Raw genomic sequence first — 14,516 nt, forward strand, 5'->3', positions numbered from 1 at the left:
CCTTATTTCCTGTGCCAGGAAGGAGTGACGACGCAGCCGGTCATTTCCTCATAGGTTTCGGCACGGCGCATGAGTTCTGCCTTGTCGCCGTTTACTAAAACCTCGGGACACCGGGGACGCGAGTTGTACTGGGAAGACATGGCATATCCATAGGCTCCCGTATCCAAGACTGCGATGAGATCGCCGGCAACGACCGTGGGCAGAGCGCGGTCTGCCGCGAAAATATCTCCAGTTTCACAGATGGGGCCGGTAACCGTATAGGTTCCTTGTGCCGGCTGACCTGCTTTGTTGGCTACAACGACTTCATGCCAGGAGTCATACATCGCCGGACGGATCAGCAGGTTGAATCCTGCATCAACGTTCACGAAGGTCTTGTGGACCTTTTTCACGGAGTTGACTCGGGCCAGAAGGACCGTCGACTCGCCGACCATCCATCTTCCGGGCTCGACCCAGAATGCCGGGGAGATCCCTGCCTTTTTACATCCTTCAAGGAATACCGGCATTACGGCTGCCGCGTACTCTTCAGGGGTCGGGGCCTTGTCAACGGTTCCTTCACGGTGATACGGGATGCCAAGGCCTCCGCCGAAATCGACGAACTCGAGTTTTACGCCGATCTTGGTGATCTCGTCGGCCACTTTCATGATGACTCCGCAGGCGATAGCAAAAGGTCCTACTTCGAGGATCTGGGAACCGATATGACAGTGCATGCCGACCGGGATCACATATTCCATGGAAAGGGCTTCACTGTATGCTTCCAGAATCATTTCGGCAGGGATGCCGAACTTGCTGTTTTTGATACCTGTGGCGATCTTTGGATGGGTCGGTACAACGATCTCGGGGTTCACGCGGAAACCGATCTTGACGGTCTTCTTCAACTCTTTCGAGATTGTATCGATCTGGCGAAGCTCATCGACAGAGTCGACCGAGATTTTTATGCCCTTTTCGATCGCAGCACGAAGATCTGCTTCGGTCTTTGAACTGCCGTTAAAGAGAAGGATCTCTGCCGGGATGCCGGCTTCGAGGGCTGCACGCATCTCGCCGAGCGAGAAGACGTCTGCTCCTGCACCTTCGCGTGCAAGCGACTGGATGATCACTGGATTCTCATTTGCCTTTGCAGCATAGAGAAGCTGGACATTGTCTGTGTACTTCTTCAGTGCTGCTTCATAGCGTCTGAAGTTTCCGGTCACGTGATTTTCGTTCGTGACATACAGCGGGGTCCCGTACTTTTCTGCAAGGGCAACGCAGTCTGCGCCCCCGCAGAAAAGGTGACCTCCGCTGACTGAGAGTGATTCGGGAAGGTTCATGTTATCCTCGGATACCGCATTCGTTCATGCGGACTATTGCTTCTTTGATTCTATCGACCGGGCGGGTAATGGCAAAGCGGATGTATCCTGCTCCGGATGTGCCGAATCCTGTACCTGGTGTAACAACGATTCCTGCCTCGTTGATCATTCTTGCAACGAACTCGACCGAGTCTGGGACCTTCATCCATACATAGAAGGAGGCTTTCGGTGAAGTTATTTCAAAACCAAGTGACCGAAGACCGGTGACAAGGGCGTCGCGGCGTTCCTGATACACAGCACAGGCCTGATCAACACAGTCCTGAGGTCCGGTAAGAGCAGTGATCGCAGCACGCTGGATCGCGTCGAATACACCTGAGTCGATGTTGGTTTTGACTCTGCCGAATGCCTCAATGAGACCAGCATTTCCAACACACATACCGATACGCCAGCCGGTCATGTTATAGGTTTTGGAAAGTGAGTGGGTCTCAAGTCCGACATCCATGGCACCTTTTGCCTCAAGGAAGGAAGGTGATTTGTAGCCGTCGAAGGAGATCTCCGAGTAGGCGTTGTCGTGGACGACAATGATGTCATTGTCCTTCGCAAATTCAACTGTCTCTTCGAAAAATTCCATGGGGGCAACTGCTCCAGTCGGGTTGTTCGGGTACCCGATGAACATGAGTTTTGCACCTTTGAGAACATCCTTCGGGATAGCGGAGTAGTCCGGGAGGTAGTTGTTCTTCTCCAGAAGCGGCATTGGGTGGCATTTTCCCTCTGCAAAGAGCGTAGAGGTCTTGTAAACTGGGTATCCTGGATCGGACACTAGGACATAATCTCCAGGATTCACGAATGCTTCTGGTATGTGAGCAATACCCTCTTTGGATCCGATCAGGGCAAGGACTTCTTTTTTCGGATCGAGCTTCACACCGAAACGTCTGTCATACCAAGTGGCTACTGCTTTTCGGTACTCAAGCATTCCCAGGTAATCGGGATAATGGTGCGTTGCAGGATCCCGAGCGGCTTCACATAACGCATCAACAATATGCTTCGGCGTCGGTAAATCCGGGTCCCCCACACCAAGATCAATCAAATCAACACCCTCGGCACGCTTCTGTGCCTTCAATGCATCTATCTGGGCAAAAAGATACGGAGGTAAATTGTCAAGCCGTTTTGCATACATCGCATTAATATTGAACGTGCAAATAAATTAAGACGTTTGTCGGTGTGAGTTCCTATTGTTTGGCAAACAAAGAAAAGAGTGTACAAACAGGGAATAATGCACGAAAGACGGGTGCCTTTTTTCAGGACATTATGATTAACTGAATCGACCGACACAGGTGGGAAAAATTCGGTCAAACGACTCGAAAAAAGAAAAATGTGAGTTTGTGAGGTGTATTCTTGAGGGAGATACGTGAGACTTCAGGCCGAGGCGTGACTCGGAGTTGCAGTCATCTTTGGCATGTAGATTGCCTGGCGTGCATCACGGAAGTTGAACTTCTCGATGATGAGACCATTTTCCTTCAGACGTCTGAGCGCATAACGGACCGTGCGTGGCGCAAGTCCTGTGCTTAAGACAATATCTTTGTGCGTCTGAGAACCGGTGCGTTCCAGTAATTGGAAGATCGTGAGACACGACTTGGGCATGTTTGTTCTCTGCATACAAGATAATTGACTTAAAAGTATATAATAATTTCCTACACTTGTTCGTGATATTTTGAACCAACTGATGTTTTACAGAATTATGTTCGAGACGTTTCGAACTAAAAACACCCCATGACAAGCCCTTTTGGGGAAAACGGACCGCAGACGAAGATTAATCAGTTCCGGGTTACATACACACAAATCAGTATGCTTACCTGTCCTGAACGCCGCGCGGTAGGGATCATGATCGTCGTGATTCTGCTGCTTGCCGTACTGTATATTGGGACGATATACCTGTTTCCGGACGGAGGCGCAGTCCCTTATCAGGATGACAGACAGGATGGAGCATTGGTCTATTTAGAGGGTTTCGTCCTTGATACAAAAATCACCAGTACCGGCGGTCATCTGATCGTGAATGTCTCGGGCGTTGATGTATTCGTCCCAAATGGGGGCAGTGAACTCATTCTTTTGCCGGGAGATTATATCAGAGTGGTAGGAAAAGTTGACACCTATGCCGGAAAAAAGGAGATCGTCACAAACGGGATATCGGACATCAGGATACTGGTGTGATCTTAATATTTTCAACCGACATACATGACTGGTATGACAGATCTTCCCGAACCAGGTGAACTGATCGATCTGCTGAAACTCCGGGAGATCCGGCAGCGTGACCGGATCAATGTGTATCTCTACATGGATGAAGAGATCGCAAAGACCTCGAATGTCATGGATGATGTGGATAAATACCGGATGGTCGATCCGGATTACCGGCCGGTCCTTGAGATCGAGGATTGGTTGAAAAATATGCAGAAGCATATGAAACAGATCGAAGGTCCGGGAGCAAACGTTGAAAAAATGTTGAAAGAACAGCCGCTCACCGCAGAGATCCTGGAGACCGGGACGATGCAGACTGCTGTCGGCCCGCGTGGATATATCAAAGCCCTCCTTCCCTATCTTGATGAAATGGAAGAGATGGAGGTCAGGGAAGCGAAGGGATTCAAATAAATATGTGGGATCGGGTCTCTAATCAGACCCGCCATCTCGTTCACGGCAACTTCACATTGATCTGATACTTGTAATATTATTTCATCGTTGGATATGTCGTGGTTATCTTCTCCGATAGATCAGGATGCCGATCAAAAGAATTGCAATGCCCCCGGCAAGCAGAAACCGGACGTCAAAACCGATTCCGGCGGAGAGCGGATCTTTCTCATAGTCTCCATTCCAATCAAAGGTAAAGACTGCTGTATAATACTCGGCAGCCTCTGTGCTTTGTATGATCAGTCCGGCTTCACGGTTGTTGTTCGGCGAGTTGTAGTTCCAGTTGATCGAACTGATCAGAACATACTCGCCGTCAACGATCACTCCTTTGTTGTGCAGTTTGGTAAGATATGCGCTCGGTGAGAGCAGTTTTGCAGAAACGGCATTGCCGTATCTGTTCAGCGTTGCCACCAGTTCATCATTGTCCGCATCATCTTCAGTATTATAATACATGCCGTCCAGCATCACTCGGATTTCAGCTCCACGGTCCGCTGCATCAAGGACTGCGGAGAGCCAGGTATTTTCACCATCGGGATACGGCGAGATATAGGCCTGCTGAATATCAATGGAGTTGGTCGCTGATCGAATAAGTTCAGGAACAAGGCTGCTGGTGTCCGGTGAGATGACCGGCGTTATGTTCACGTTATAGAGAGTCAGCTCAGAAAAATACGGAGTTATCTTTTCATCGGCCCAAGTCTCCGGCAGAGGTTCTGTTCCGGGGATGTAGGGATAAATGTCGTAGCCGGAAATGTCGGCGGTGAACACATCCGTGAAGTAATCGGCGATCTCTGCATCCCGGACAACTGCTCCCCATCCTCTGTTTCCTTTGGTTCCTGTGAGGGGTATGCCGCTTGGTTTGAAGTTTTCCGAAAGAACGACCGTTACGTAATCATCCGCCACCATATATTTTGCATGCAGATATAGGTACCTCGCGGGGAGGTTTCCCTCACTTTCGATCGTACTGACGGAGACGCCGTTTTCTGTCAGATAGTTCATCACGCCTTTTTCTTCATCAGAGATGCCGCCCACCGGACCTCCTTCGAGAAGGAGTGTTACCTCAACACCCCGATCTACAGCTGAGGCGATCTCACGGGCGATTTCCGGATGCGTAAACTCGTACATGGAGATCAGCAGGGTTTCGCTCGAGTCACGGATCACGCCGGTTACTGCAGAATATGACGAGTCCGGTGAGACGAACAGTGTCACCGAGTCTGCGATGAATGTTTCTGGAGAGAATCTGCTCTGCCCGATCTTATAGACCCGCTCGTCCCAGACCCCGTTTGTGTACACATGGACCAAACCATTCGATGCTGCAAGTTCATTTGGCCAGGAGACTGTCTGCACGGTTTGTCCCTGCAAAAGAATCGAGAGGTCATCACCGGTGTTCGCCAGTTGGAATCTTCCGCTCTGCAGGACGTTTGGTGTCGCCCCGCTCTCCAGGATCTCATAATCCGGGAGTGTGCCGTGGATCTGATTATATGCTGCGGCACTTCGGGCAACAACTATGCGCCCTCCGGAAACAGTCCCGGCAGGAAAAGAGATCGTTCCTTCACCGTCGGAGACGGTCCATCCTGCGAGACTGCCAGTCCCTTCCAAAACAAAATACTCATCTCCGTCTCCGGAGGCATATCCATCAGGGCAGAACTCAGTGAGAACGAAAGCTGAGACGGGGGATATGCAGATGGTGAGGAGCAAAAGTGTGAGAAGCAACCTTTTCATACTGATTTTTCTTTATTTACGTCATAGTATTAGTGTATGACGGACGGGACGGTGATAAAATTCGGCGGGAGTCTGATGGATATTGCAGGAGAGATACTTTCCGAGCTCCCGGTATCACCGATCCTTATCGTTCCAGGCGGCGGGATTTTTGCGGATTTTGTTCGGGCTGAGGAGATCGACGATGATGCCGCGCACTGGAAAGCGATCGATGCGATGGAAAAATACGGCAGGTTTCTTTCCACTTTCGGATATCCGGTCACGAGTGAACTCGTGATCCCAAAGGAACCTACGATATTTCTCCCAAAACGTCTTCTCCAAAGAGAAGACCCGCTCCCTCACACATGGGACATCACCTCCGACTCGATCTCGGCATGGATCGCTGGGGTCATCAAATGCCGTCTTCTGGTCATAAAATCAGCCGATTCAGAGACGGATCTTCTAGATTCCTCGTTTCTATCCGTTCTTGCAGGAAGCGGCGTGTCTGCGGAGATCATCAACGGAAGGATCATTGGGAGTGTCCGGCATTACTTTGAAGCCACACGTTTATAATAATCGGACGCCAATTAACTAAGGAGTTTGATCGTATGGCAACTATAAAATGTACATCATGCAATGCCCCGCTCGCAGAGCGCGGTGCTACCGAGTTTAAATGCCCGGACTGTGGAGAGGTAATTTACCGCTGTGCACGCTGCAGAAAACAGAGTGTTAAATACACCTGCCCGAAGTGCGGATTCCAGGGGCTCTGAATAGTCAATGGGTGAAGTTGTTGTTATTCTGAAAATCATGCCGGAATCCCCGGAAGTTGATCTTGAGAAACTTCAGGCAGACATCAGAGCAACAGTAGCCGGTATCGAAGATATGAAAATTGAACCGATCGGATTTGGTCTGTCTGCAATCAAGATTGCAATGATCACCGAAGATGATGAAGGAGCAGGCGACAAGATCGAAGCTCTATTCTCCCAGATCCCGGGCATCGACCGTGCAGAGATCGAATCTCTGAATCGGTTACTCTAAATATCTTTTTTTTTCTTTTCAGAATGTTATTGACCGCATGATTCACCGATAATGATTTTACTGTTTTCACAGCAGGATATGGTGCAGAGTGTGGAATTGATCGAGTCACTAAAGGTGAACACTTCATCTATGATTTGATGTGTTTTTTGTCCTTGTCTTTCGCCCGGTATTTTGTGAAAAAATTTGCACGATTTTCTCAATACTTTCAGGGGCGCATCGCCTGAAATGGCGTATTTTTTTTATTCGCGTTTAATCGTGCCGATTTTGATTTTGTGACCTATAATGGGTCGAAATCGATTTTCATGCCAAAATAGGTCGCAGATGACGAAAATAAGGAAAATAAGTCAGCAGAAAGCGAATCAGGCAATTTTGCGGGGATTTTTTTAAGGGAAAGATTTAAATGCTCAACTGCTGACATATTATTATCCAACGTGTGCTGTATAGAGTAAATAAGCCGGGTTCCAAAACTGGAAAATACGGTGCTAAACCTCATAGATGAAGCCCCAGGCAGATTGTGTGTCTGAGGCGGTATGCAGCCTTTTAAGGTTGCAGGCACGCCACGATGGAAGGACTTTATCTATGAAACAGATGACAGCAAACCACCTGACCGACGCAGAGGTCATTGCAGAGTTTAAGAAAGAAGACTGCTGGGGTCTTTGCACCTCTATCGACCTGAAAGAGTGTGACCCGGCAACGATCCGTGATGCAGAAAAGATCCACCAGTTCGTACTGGAACTTGCTGACCTGATCGATATGAAACGCTTCGGCGAACCACAGATCATCCACTTCGGCCCAAATGACAGAGTCGCCGGTTACTCAATGACCCAGCTCATCGAGACTTCCCTCCTCTCTGCTCACTTTGCGAATGACACCAACGCAGCCTATATCGATATCTTCAGCTGCAAAGAGTATGTCCCCTCGGTCGCCGCAGCATTCTGTAAGAAGTTCTTCGGCGCAAAGGGAATGAACAACACTGTGTTCTTCCGCACCATCTAAGTGCGTTCTCCGCCCTCCAATATTTTTTTTAGTTTCTCCTTTTAGATTCGATCTATTATGGAGACCGTTTGCCGTTTTTTCCTGCGCCCCTGAAGATGAATTTTAGGGTGTGATGTGAGTGGGTCCCACGCCGGATCGATATAATCATCGTCTGCAGACCTATTTTTTTATATGCAGGTAAAACCACACTATACTATCTCACGCGCTTTTGATTCCCGCGGCGACCCCTTACCCGGGTATTTCTGAGGTATCACCCGCCATTTTGTATGCCTGAGTGACAATGCTTATAACTCCGTAAACACTCACCACAAATGTACTAATTTGCAAAAGGATATCCAATCATGGTCAAAGAAAACGAAGTACTCCATATCGCCGAACTAGCAGATATCGGCATTTCATCCTCAGAACTCGGTAAATTTACCGAACATTTCAATGCAATTCTCGAATATTTCGACATTCTCGATACTTTAGAGGCCACTGGCCCTCTCGAGCGCCAACTCGTCAATATCTTCCGTGAGGATGAGGTTCGGCCATGCATTTCCCAGGAGGACGCCCTCCGAAACTCACACAATCCGGAAGACGGCTATATCCGTGCCCCGAAGGTGATCTGAAATGAACGATACCTACAATGCATATCTGAATACGACCGAAATTCCCGGGACCGGCTCCGGTATCCTTTCAGGGATCCGGGTTTCAATAAAAGACAATATCTCCACAAAAGACATCGAGACGACCTGTGCATCCAAAATACTCAAAGGATACATACCGCCCTATGATGCACACGCGGTCACTCTTCTGAAAGCGGCCGGTGCAGTTATCGCCGGTAAAACGAATATGGACGAGTTCGGTATGGGTTCAACTACCGAAAACAGTGCATTCGGTCCGACATTGAATCCGCGTGACACGACCCGCGTTCCCGGAGGAAGTTCCGGAGGTTCGGCGGCCGCGATCGCCGGGGGTCTAGTCCCCATGGCTCTTGGAAGCGACACCGGCGGATCCATCCGCTGTCCGGCTGCATGGTGCGGGATCGTTGGTCTGAAACCATCCTATGGCAGAGTCAGCCGATTTGGTCTGATCGCCTATGCCAACTCGTTTGAACAGATCGGTCCGTTGGCGGCCAATGTTCGTGATACGGCAAAACTCTTTTCCGTCATTGCCGGTCACGACAAAAAAGACTCGACGAGCGTCAACAAACCCTACGATGGGAACGTAGTTCCCGATATCTGCGGGAAAACGATCGGTATCCCGAAGGAATATTTCGGAGAGGGAGTTGATGCAGATGTCGAAGCACAGGTCCGTCTCGCAATCAATAAGCTCGAAGAACTCGGAGCAAAAACCACTGAGGTTTCACTCCCGTCCATGAAGTATGCCCTTCCGGCCTATTACGTTACCTGTACCTGCGAGGCAAGTTCCAATCTTGACCGATTCGACGGTGTCAGATTCGGTCCCGAACCGGAGATGAACCTCCCCTGGCACGATGCTTACACGAAAGTCCGTGAAGCAGGATTCGGGGCAGAAGTCAAACGCAGGATCCTTCTTGGAACATTCGCTCTCACGGCAGGATACTACGGAAAATACTATGTGAAAGCCCAGCATGCAAGACAGCTCATTGCAAAAGATTTCGCTGCGGCTCTGCAGACCTGCGATCTCCTCGCAGGTCCGACGATGCCGAACGTGGCGCCGAAGATCGGCGAACTCACTGCCGACCCTCTTCAGATGTATCTGGCTGATATCCTGACCGTTCCGGCAAACATTGCCGGCATACCTGCGATCTCCATTCCCTGCGGAACTGCACACGGTATGCCAGTTGGTCTCCAGCTGATGGGAAGAATGTTTGGCGAAGAGACCATTTTGAATGCTGCTCTGGCTTATGAGGAGGCGGTTTAAATGGCGGAAGAAAACTACGTCGTCGTGATCGGACTTGAGGTCCACTGTCAACTTGATACCGCATCGAAACTCTTCTGCGGATGCTCGGCTGATTTCCGTGCCGACGCACCGAACACACACGTATGTCCGGTATGTCTTGGTCTTCCGGGAGCACTTCCTGTCTTAAACAAAAAGGCGATCGAATACGCACTTAAAGTCGCGAAGGCTCTTAACTGCCGGATCCCCGAAGAGGGTGAGTTCTGCAGAAAGAATTACTTCTACCCGGATCTCGTCAAAGCATACCAGATCACGATGGGAGACAACCCGCTTGCACTTGGCGGCTACATTGAGATCGAAGACGACGCCGGAAATCCGAAGGTCGTCAACCTCACGAGAATCCATGTCGAAGAAGACCCGGGCAGACTTGTTCATATGGGGAATAAGGAACGCGGGCACTACACTCTCGTCGACTATAACAGATCAGGTATTCCCCTGATCGAAATGGTCACCGAGCCCGAGCTTTGCTCCCCGAAAGAGGCACGCCGTCTCTTAAATAAACTGCGGGCTACGCTCGAGTATCTCGACGTCTTCGATCCGGAAAAGGAAGGAAGCATCCGTGTCGATGCAAACATCTCCATCAAAGGACACGAGCGTGTTGAGATCAAGAACATCTCCTCGTACAAAGGGGTGGAGAAAGCTCTGACCTTTGAGATCACGAGACAGAAAAATCTGATCAGAAGGGGCGGTACGATCTCCCGCGAGACTCGTCATTTCCAGGAAGGAAAAGGCACAACCACCTCTGCACGATCAAAAGAGACCGCGAATGACTATCGGTACTTCCCTGAACCGGATCTGCCGGTCATTCGGGTGGCGAACTGGATCGACAACATCGCACTTCCCGAACTTCCGGATGCACGCCGCGACCGGTTCATGTCCCAGTACGGTATCGCCGTCAATCATGCGAGAACGCTGACGGGAGATCTGCACTTAGCCGAGTTTTATGAACTCGTCGCTCCTGTAGGGGCGCAGATCGCTGCATCCTGGATCGCCGACATCCTGATCGGCGAACTCAACTACCGCGACATGCCGTTATCAAAGATAACCTCTCATGCCGGGCAGTTCAAAGAACTCATCGTCCTCGTCCGTGACCAGAAGATCACCGACAAAGCAGGTGTCGAAGTTCTCCGTGTCTGGCTCGATTCCCTGGGCCAGGGTGAAAAGATCGAGTCTCCCGGTGCGATCGTGGAACGCCTCGGTCTTACCCGCGAGTCCGGAGAAAGTTTCCGCGGGATCGTCGAAACGATCCTGGCAAACAATCCCCAGCCGGTTGCTGACCATAAAGCCGGCAAAAAAGGTGCGTTGAACTTTATCGTCGGTCAGGTCCTGAAGGAAACCAAAGGAAAATCCGATCCCCGTGAAATTCATGCGATGATTGCAGAAATTCTCGGAGAGTAAGCATGCATCTCATTATCGCCGAAAAGAACATCGTTGCGGAAAGGATCGCCGCATTTCTTGCAGGCAAAGAAAAGGTTCAGATCACCAGAGACGGTGCCGCGGCGCATTACGTCTTCGATGACACGGTCGTGATGGGTCTTCGGGGTCACGTGGTCGAGGTCGACTTTGTGGATGGGTACAACAACTGGCGCAGCGTCGAGCACCCGCCCAAGTCTCTGATAAATGCAGAGATCATCAAGAAACCGACCGAGAAGAAGATCGTCGGGGTCCTCCAGAAGTTTGCAAAAAAAGCGACCCGCGTTACGATCGCGACCGACTATGATACCGAAGGAGAACTGATCGGAAAGGAGGCATTTGAACTCATCCGGGCAGTTAACACAAAAGTCCCGGTCGACCGTGCAAGATTCTCGGCGATCACCAAAGACGAGATCGTCAAATCGATCGAGGAGGCGACCTCACTCGATTTCAATCTTGCAGCTGCCGGCGAGTCACGTCAGATCATCGATCTTGTATGGGGGGCTTCACTTACCCGTTTTCTTTCGATAACAGCTCACCGCGGAGCGGACAGTATCCTTTCCGTAGGAAGGGTGCAGAGCCCCACCCTTGCAATGATCGTTGACCGGGAACGCGAGATCGAAGCGTTCGTTCCGACGAAGTACTGGGTCCTCTCCCTAGCTTCAGAAAAGGCAGGAGTCGCTGTGGAGGCACGCCATGTTCACGGAAGGTTCACTGACTCTGCCGAGGCGAAGTCTGCGTATGACGCGACGAAGGAACCCGTCAAGGTAACGGACGTCATAACCGGCCACAAGGTTGATCGTGCTCCGGCTCCTCTCGACACCACCGCGTTAATCGTCGGTGCAAGCAGACTGGGCATCTCGGCATCGTATGCCATGAATCGTGCCGAAGATCTCTATATGCGCGGATTCATCTCATACCCGAGGACCGACAATACCACCTATCCAAAGAGTCTGAAAATCGGAGAGCAGCTTGAGATATTTGCGCACGGCGCCTTCACCAAAGAAGCCGCCTATGTCAAAGGTCACCTGCGTTCTGTTCCGACCCGCGGCAAAAAAGAGACGACCGACCACCCGCCGATCTACCCGACTTCCCTTGCGAACCGCGAGGAGATCGGTGACGACGTCTCTTGGAAACTGTATGAGTTCATCGTAAGACGATTCTTTGCGACGATCTGTATCGACGCGGAATGGGAGACGATGAAGGTGAATATGTCGGCAGGGTCCGAACCCTATACGATCACGGGCGGCCGGATCCTTGAACCCGGCTGGCGCGGGATCTATCCTTACAGTAAAGCCGAGGAAAACATCCTGCCGGTGTTCGCTGTAGGCGACACCCTGCCTCTTCTCTCGAAAAACTCCGAGGAAAAGGAGACCCAGCCTCCTGCACGCTACTCCCAGAGCCGGCTCATCCAGAGGATGGAAGAGCTCGGACTTGGAACGAAAAGTACCCGCCACGAGGTCATCAGCAAACTGTCCGGCCGCAAATACATCGAAGGGAACCCGATGAAACCGACGATCGTCGGTCGTGCGGTGACCGAATCGCTCGAAGAGTTTGCCGGGACCATCACCGAACCGACGATGACGAAGACGCTCGAAGAGCACATGACCGATATCGCTGCCGGGACAAAAACCATCAATGCGGTCCTTTCCGAGTCCAGAAATATGCTCTCCGGCATCTTCGAAGCTCTCGAAAAGAACGAGGCCGCGATCGGCAGAGATCTGATGGAGCGGACCCGTGAGGAGCAGACCATCGGTCCCTGCCCCGTATGCGGCAAACCTCTTCGGATCAAACGGGTCGGCAGCTCTCAGTTTATCGGCTGTTCAGGATATCCTGACTGTACGTTCAACGCAGGGTTGCCGCCGGCGACCTGGGGTAACGCCATCAAAATGGATGAGGTGTGCGAGACCCACGGCCTGAACCATGTCCAGCTGCTTCGTAAAGGAGCTCCTGCATGGAAGATCGGCTGCCCGCTCTGTTCCCACATCAAATCGAACACCGATGCCTTCCTCCTTCTTCCGGGAATGACTGAGGCGGGGATCCGGAAACTCAATGCGGTCCACATTTACACCATCTCCGAGCTGATATCCCGCGGTCCGGATGTACTTGCAAAGAACCTCGGTCTTTCAACATCCGCGGCGGAAAAGCTCATCCGGGAGGCCGAAGGCGTGCTTGCTCTCCTGAAAAAACGAACCGAACTCAAGAAGTTTATTTCGGCCCATGTCGCCCCGAAACGCGGGCGCGGTCACTCGAAAGTGAGCGCGGCCATGATCTCTATGGGCGTTACGGATGTCGAGGCCCTGTCCCGGGCAGATCCCGTGACTCTTCTTGAGGCGAAACTCAGCGAAGCAGAAGCCGCATCACTTGTGGCCGAGGCAAAGACCACGATCAACATTTCCCGCATGAAGGAGTATGGGGTTCCCGCGATCACGCTGAAAAAATATGTCAATGCCGGATTCGATGATCCGGAGAAGTTCGTCGCGGTCCACCCGGCTGGTCTGTCTCTTGCGACCGGGGTGTCGGTCACGACGATCTGCAATCACCAGAAACAGGTCGCCGAAAAACTTTGCCGGCCGTGCCCGGAAAAGATCAGTAAGGCCGCATTCGAGGAAGGCATCGCCCCCCTCAGGAAAAAAGCTGATCTTGAACTTCTCACTCCGCTTGCGCTTGCGGGAGTTTACAGCCCGGAACTTCTCGTGAAGGCGGATGTCAAGACCCTCGCGAAGGTGACCGGCATCGAGGAGAAGCTGATCGCCGATCTGCAGAAATATTCAAAAAAGGTGGCAGAAAAATGAGATGGCAAACCTGGCGTCATATCACGAAACTTGACCCTGATAAGGTCCTAAACAAAGAAGAGATCGCAGAGATCGCGGCGAGTGAAACGGACGCTCTCATGCTTTCCGGCACGCTCGACGTAACTCCTGAAAACCTCGCCCTGCTCTATGACAACGTCAGGGATGCTGGACTCCCGCTCACGGTCGAGCCGGCCGATCCCTCCTGTGCCAGATTTGAGGGTATCGACTTTGTGTTTGTACCGACCGTGTTCAATGCAGGTCATCCGGCATTCATAACCGGTCTCCACAAAGAATGGGCACTGCACGCCGAGATCCAATGGGATAAAGTGGTCCAGGAAGCCTATGTTGTTCTGAATCCGAACTCATCAGTGGGAAAACTCACCCGCGCCAAATGCGATCTGAGCCCTGCTGAGGTGGCTGCCTACGCGGTGATCGCCGAGAAGTATTACTCAATGCCGGTGTTTTACATCGAGTACAGCGGGATGTATGGTGACCCCTCCGTCACCAGGGCGGTCTCTGAAGCCGTTTCACAGACCCGGGTATTTTACGGCGGAGGGATCAACTCCGGCGAAAAAGCTGCAGAGATGGGGCAGTATGCTGATACGATTATAGTTGGTAATGCGGTCTATGAAGCCGGCCCTGCTGTTCTGAAAAAGACGGTGAAGGCGGTCAAATAACAACCTTCCCCTCTCAA

The 14,516-nt window shown here is 51.3% G+C and carries 15 protein-coding genes; 11 read left to right on the forward strand and 4 right to left on the reverse strand.

Going from position 1 to position 14,516, the window contains the following annotated elements; translation table 11 throughout:
• Window positions 1-2: 2 nt before the first annotated feature.
• The 3 genes from lysA to Q7J08_RS08330 form a co-directional block, all read right to left on the reverse strand.
• The gene (gene lysA, locus Q7J08_RS08320) at window positions 3-1,304 is read right to left on the reverse strand and encodes a diaminopimelate decarboxylase (protein ID WP_304911218.1); all 1,302 of its coding nucleotides are present in this window, start codon (window positions 1,302-1,304) and stop codon (window positions 3-5) included.
• 1 nt (window position 1,305) lies between these two features.
• The gene (locus tag Q7J08_RS08325; protein ID WP_304911219.1) at window positions 1,306-2,460 is read right to left on the reverse strand and encodes an LL-diaminopimelate aminotransferase; all 1,155 of its coding nucleotides are present in this window, start codon (window positions 2,458-2,460) and stop codon (window positions 1,306-1,308) included.
• Window positions 2,461-2,699: 239 nt separating this feature from the next.
• On the reverse strand, window positions 2,700-2,939 hold the full coding sequence (locus tag Q7J08_RS08330; RefSeq protein WP_304911220.1) for a winged helix-turn-helix domain-containing protein: 240 nt from the start codon (window positions 2,937-2,939) through the stop codon (window positions 2,700-2,702).
• A gap of 189 nt (window positions 2,940-3,128) precedes the next feature.
• On the opposite strand from Q7J08_RS08330, the gene Q7J08_RS08335 reads away from it, so the two are divergent.
• Window positions 3,129-3,491: a hypothetical protein gene (locus tag Q7J08_RS08335; RefSeq protein ID WP_304911221.1), complete on the forward strand. Its 363-nt coding sequence runs from the start codon at window positions 3,129-3,131 to the stop codon at window positions 3,489-3,491.
• Window positions 3,492-3,524: 33 nt separating this feature from the next.
• The gene (locus Q7J08_RS08340) at window positions 3,525-3,926 is read left to right on the forward strand and encodes a hypothetical protein (RefSeq protein WP_304911222.1); all 402 of its coding nucleotides are present in this window, start codon (window positions 3,525-3,527) and stop codon (window positions 3,924-3,926) included.
• A gap of 102 nt (window positions 3,927-4,028) precedes the next feature.
• Here Q7J08_RS08340 and Q7J08_RS08345 read toward each other — a convergent pair whose 3' ends face one another.
• Window positions 4,029-5,681 (reverse strand): phospholipase D-like domain-containing protein, encoded by a 1,653-nt coding sequence (locus Q7J08_RS08345; RefSeq protein ID WP_304911223.1) that lies wholly within the window; start codon window positions 5,679-5,681, stop codon window positions 4,029-4,031.
• 36 nt (window positions 5,682-5,717) lie between these two features.
• Between Q7J08_RS08345 and Q7J08_RS08350 the strand changes: the two genes are divergently transcribed.
• From Q7J08_RS08350 to Q7J08_RS08390, 9 genes are all read left to right on the forward strand, one after another.
• Window positions 5,718-6,230 (forward strand): uridylate kinase, encoded by a 513-nt coding sequence (locus Q7J08_RS08350; RefSeq protein ID WP_304911224.1) that lies wholly within the window; start codon window positions 5,718-5,720, stop codon window positions 6,228-6,230.
• Between the two features lie 35 nt (window positions 6,231-6,265).
• Window positions 6,266-6,427 carry a zinc finger domain-containing protein gene (locus Q7J08_RS08355; RefSeq protein ID WP_042697446.1) on the forward strand — a complete coding sequence of 54 codons (162 nt, stop codon included), beginning with the start codon at window positions 6,266-6,268 and terminating at the stop codon, window positions 6,425-6,427.
• A 7-nt stretch (window positions 6,428-6,434) separates the two neighbouring features.
• Window positions 6,435-6,695, forward strand: coding sequence for an elongation factor 1-beta (locus Q7J08_RS08360; protein WP_304911225.1), 261 nt, complete (start codon window positions 6,435-6,437; stop codon window positions 6,693-6,695).
• Between the two features lie 579 nt (window positions 6,696-7,274).
• The gene (gene speD / locus Q7J08_RS08365) at window positions 7,275-7,691 is read left to right on the forward strand and encodes an S-adenosylmethionine decarboxylase (protein ID WP_304911226.1); all 417 of its coding nucleotides are present in this window, start codon (window positions 7,275-7,277) and stop codon (window positions 7,689-7,691) included.
• Between the two features lie 341 nt (window positions 7,692-8,032).
• Window positions 8,033-8,302: an Asp-tRNA(Asn)/Glu-tRNA(Gln) amidotransferase subunit GatC gene (gene gatC, locus Q7J08_RS08370; protein WP_304911227.1), complete on the forward strand. Its 270-nt coding sequence runs from the start codon at window positions 8,033-8,035 to the stop codon at window positions 8,300-8,302.
• 1 nt (window position 8,303) lies between these two features.
• Window positions 8,304-9,578, forward strand: a complete 1,275-nt coding sequence (gene gatA, locus Q7J08_RS08375; protein ID WP_304911228.1) for an Asp-tRNA(Asn)/Glu-tRNA(Gln) amidotransferase subunit GatA — start codon at window positions 8,304-8,306, stop codon at window positions 9,576-9,578.
• Window positions 9,579-11,012: an Asp-tRNA(Asn)/Glu-tRNA(Gln) amidotransferase subunit GatB gene (gatB, locus tag Q7J08_RS08380; protein ID WP_304911229.1), complete on the forward strand. Its 1,434-nt coding sequence runs from the start codon at window positions 9,579-9,581 to the stop codon at window positions 11,010-11,012. It abuts the gene before it with no gap.
• A 2-nt stretch (window positions 11,013-11,014) separates the two neighbouring features.
• Window positions 11,015-13,822: a DNA topoisomerase I gene (locus Q7J08_RS08385; protein ID WP_304911230.1), complete on the forward strand. Its 2,808-nt coding sequence runs from the start codon at window positions 11,015-11,017 to the stop codon at window positions 13,820-13,822.
• Window positions 13,819-14,499: a phosphoglycerol geranylgeranyltransferase gene (locus Q7J08_RS08390; RefSeq protein WP_304911231.1), complete on the forward strand. Its 681-nt coding sequence runs from the start codon at window positions 13,819-13,821 to the stop codon at window positions 14,497-14,499. Before Q7J08_RS08385 ends, Q7J08_RS08390 begins: the two co-directional genes overlap by 4 nt.
• Window positions 14,500-14,516: the final 17 nt, after the last annotated feature.

Origin of the sequence: Methanocorpusculum sp., assembly GCF_030655665.1 — an archaeon.
GTDB lineage: Archaea > Halobacteriota > Methanomicrobia > Methanomicrobiales > Methanocorpusculaceae > Methanocorpusculum.

What these genes read in the sequence shown, in the direction of transcription:
- Q7J08_RS08385 (WP_304911230.1), top strand. Translation starts at nt 11,015, where the DNA reads ATGCATCTCATTATCGCCGAAAAGAACATCGTTGCGGAAAGGATCGCC.
- Q7J08_RS08355 (WP_042697446.1), top strand. Translation starts at nt 6,266, where the DNA reads ATGGCAACTATAAAATGTACATCATGCAATGCCCCGCTCGCAGAGCGC.
- Q7J08_RS08360 (WP_304911225.1), top strand. Translation starts at nt 6,435, where the DNA reads ATGGGTGAAGTTGTTGTTATTCTGAAAATCATGCCGGAATCCCCGGAA.
- lysA (WP_304911218.1), bottom strand. Translation starts at nt 1,304, where the DNA reads ATGAACCTTCCCGAATCACTCTCAGTCAGCGGAGGTCACCTTTTCTGC.
- Q7J08_RS08340 (WP_304911222.1), top strand. Translation starts at nt 3,525, where the DNA reads ATGACAGATCTTCCCGAACCAGGTGAACTGATCGATCTGCTGAAACTC.
- gatB (WP_304911229.1), top strand. Translation starts at nt 9,579, where the DNA reads ATGGCGGAAGAAAACTACGTCGTCGTGATCGGACTTGAGGTCCACTGT.
- gatC (WP_304911227.1), top strand. Translation starts at nt 8,033, where the DNA reads ATGGTCAAAGAAAACGAAGTACTCCATATCGCCGAACTAGCAGATATC.
- gatA (WP_304911228.1), top strand. Translation starts at nt 8,304, where the DNA reads ATGAACGATACCTACAATGCATATCTGAATACGACCGAAATTCCCGGG.
- Q7J08_RS08390 (WP_304911231.1), top strand. Translation starts at nt 13,819, where the DNA reads ATGAGATGGCAAACCTGGCGTCATATCACGAAACTTGACCCTGATAAG.
- Q7J08_RS08345 (WP_304911223.1), bottom strand. Translation starts at nt 5,681, where the DNA reads ATGAAAAGGTTGCTTCTCACACTTTTGCTCCTCACCATCTGCATATCC.
- Q7J08_RS08350 (WP_304911224.1), top strand. Translation starts at nt 5,718, where the DNA reads ATGACGGACGGGACGGTGATAAAATTCGGCGGGAGTCTGATGGATATT.
- Q7J08_RS08330 (WP_304911220.1), bottom strand. Translation starts at nt 2,939, where the DNA reads ATGCAGAGAACAAACATGCCCAAGTCGTGTCTCACGATCTTCCAATTA.
- Q7J08_RS08335 (WP_304911221.1), top strand. Translation starts at nt 3,129, where the DNA reads ATGCTTACCTGTCCTGAACGCCGCGCGGTAGGGATCATGATCGTCGTG.
- Q7J08_RS08325 (WP_304911219.1), bottom strand. Translation starts at nt 2,460, where the DNA reads ATGTATGCAAAACGGCTTGACAATTTACCTCCGTATCTTTTTGCCCAG.
- speD (WP_304911226.1), top strand. Translation starts at nt 7,275, where the DNA reads ATGAAACAGATGACAGCAAACCACCTGACCGACGCAGAGGTCATTGCA.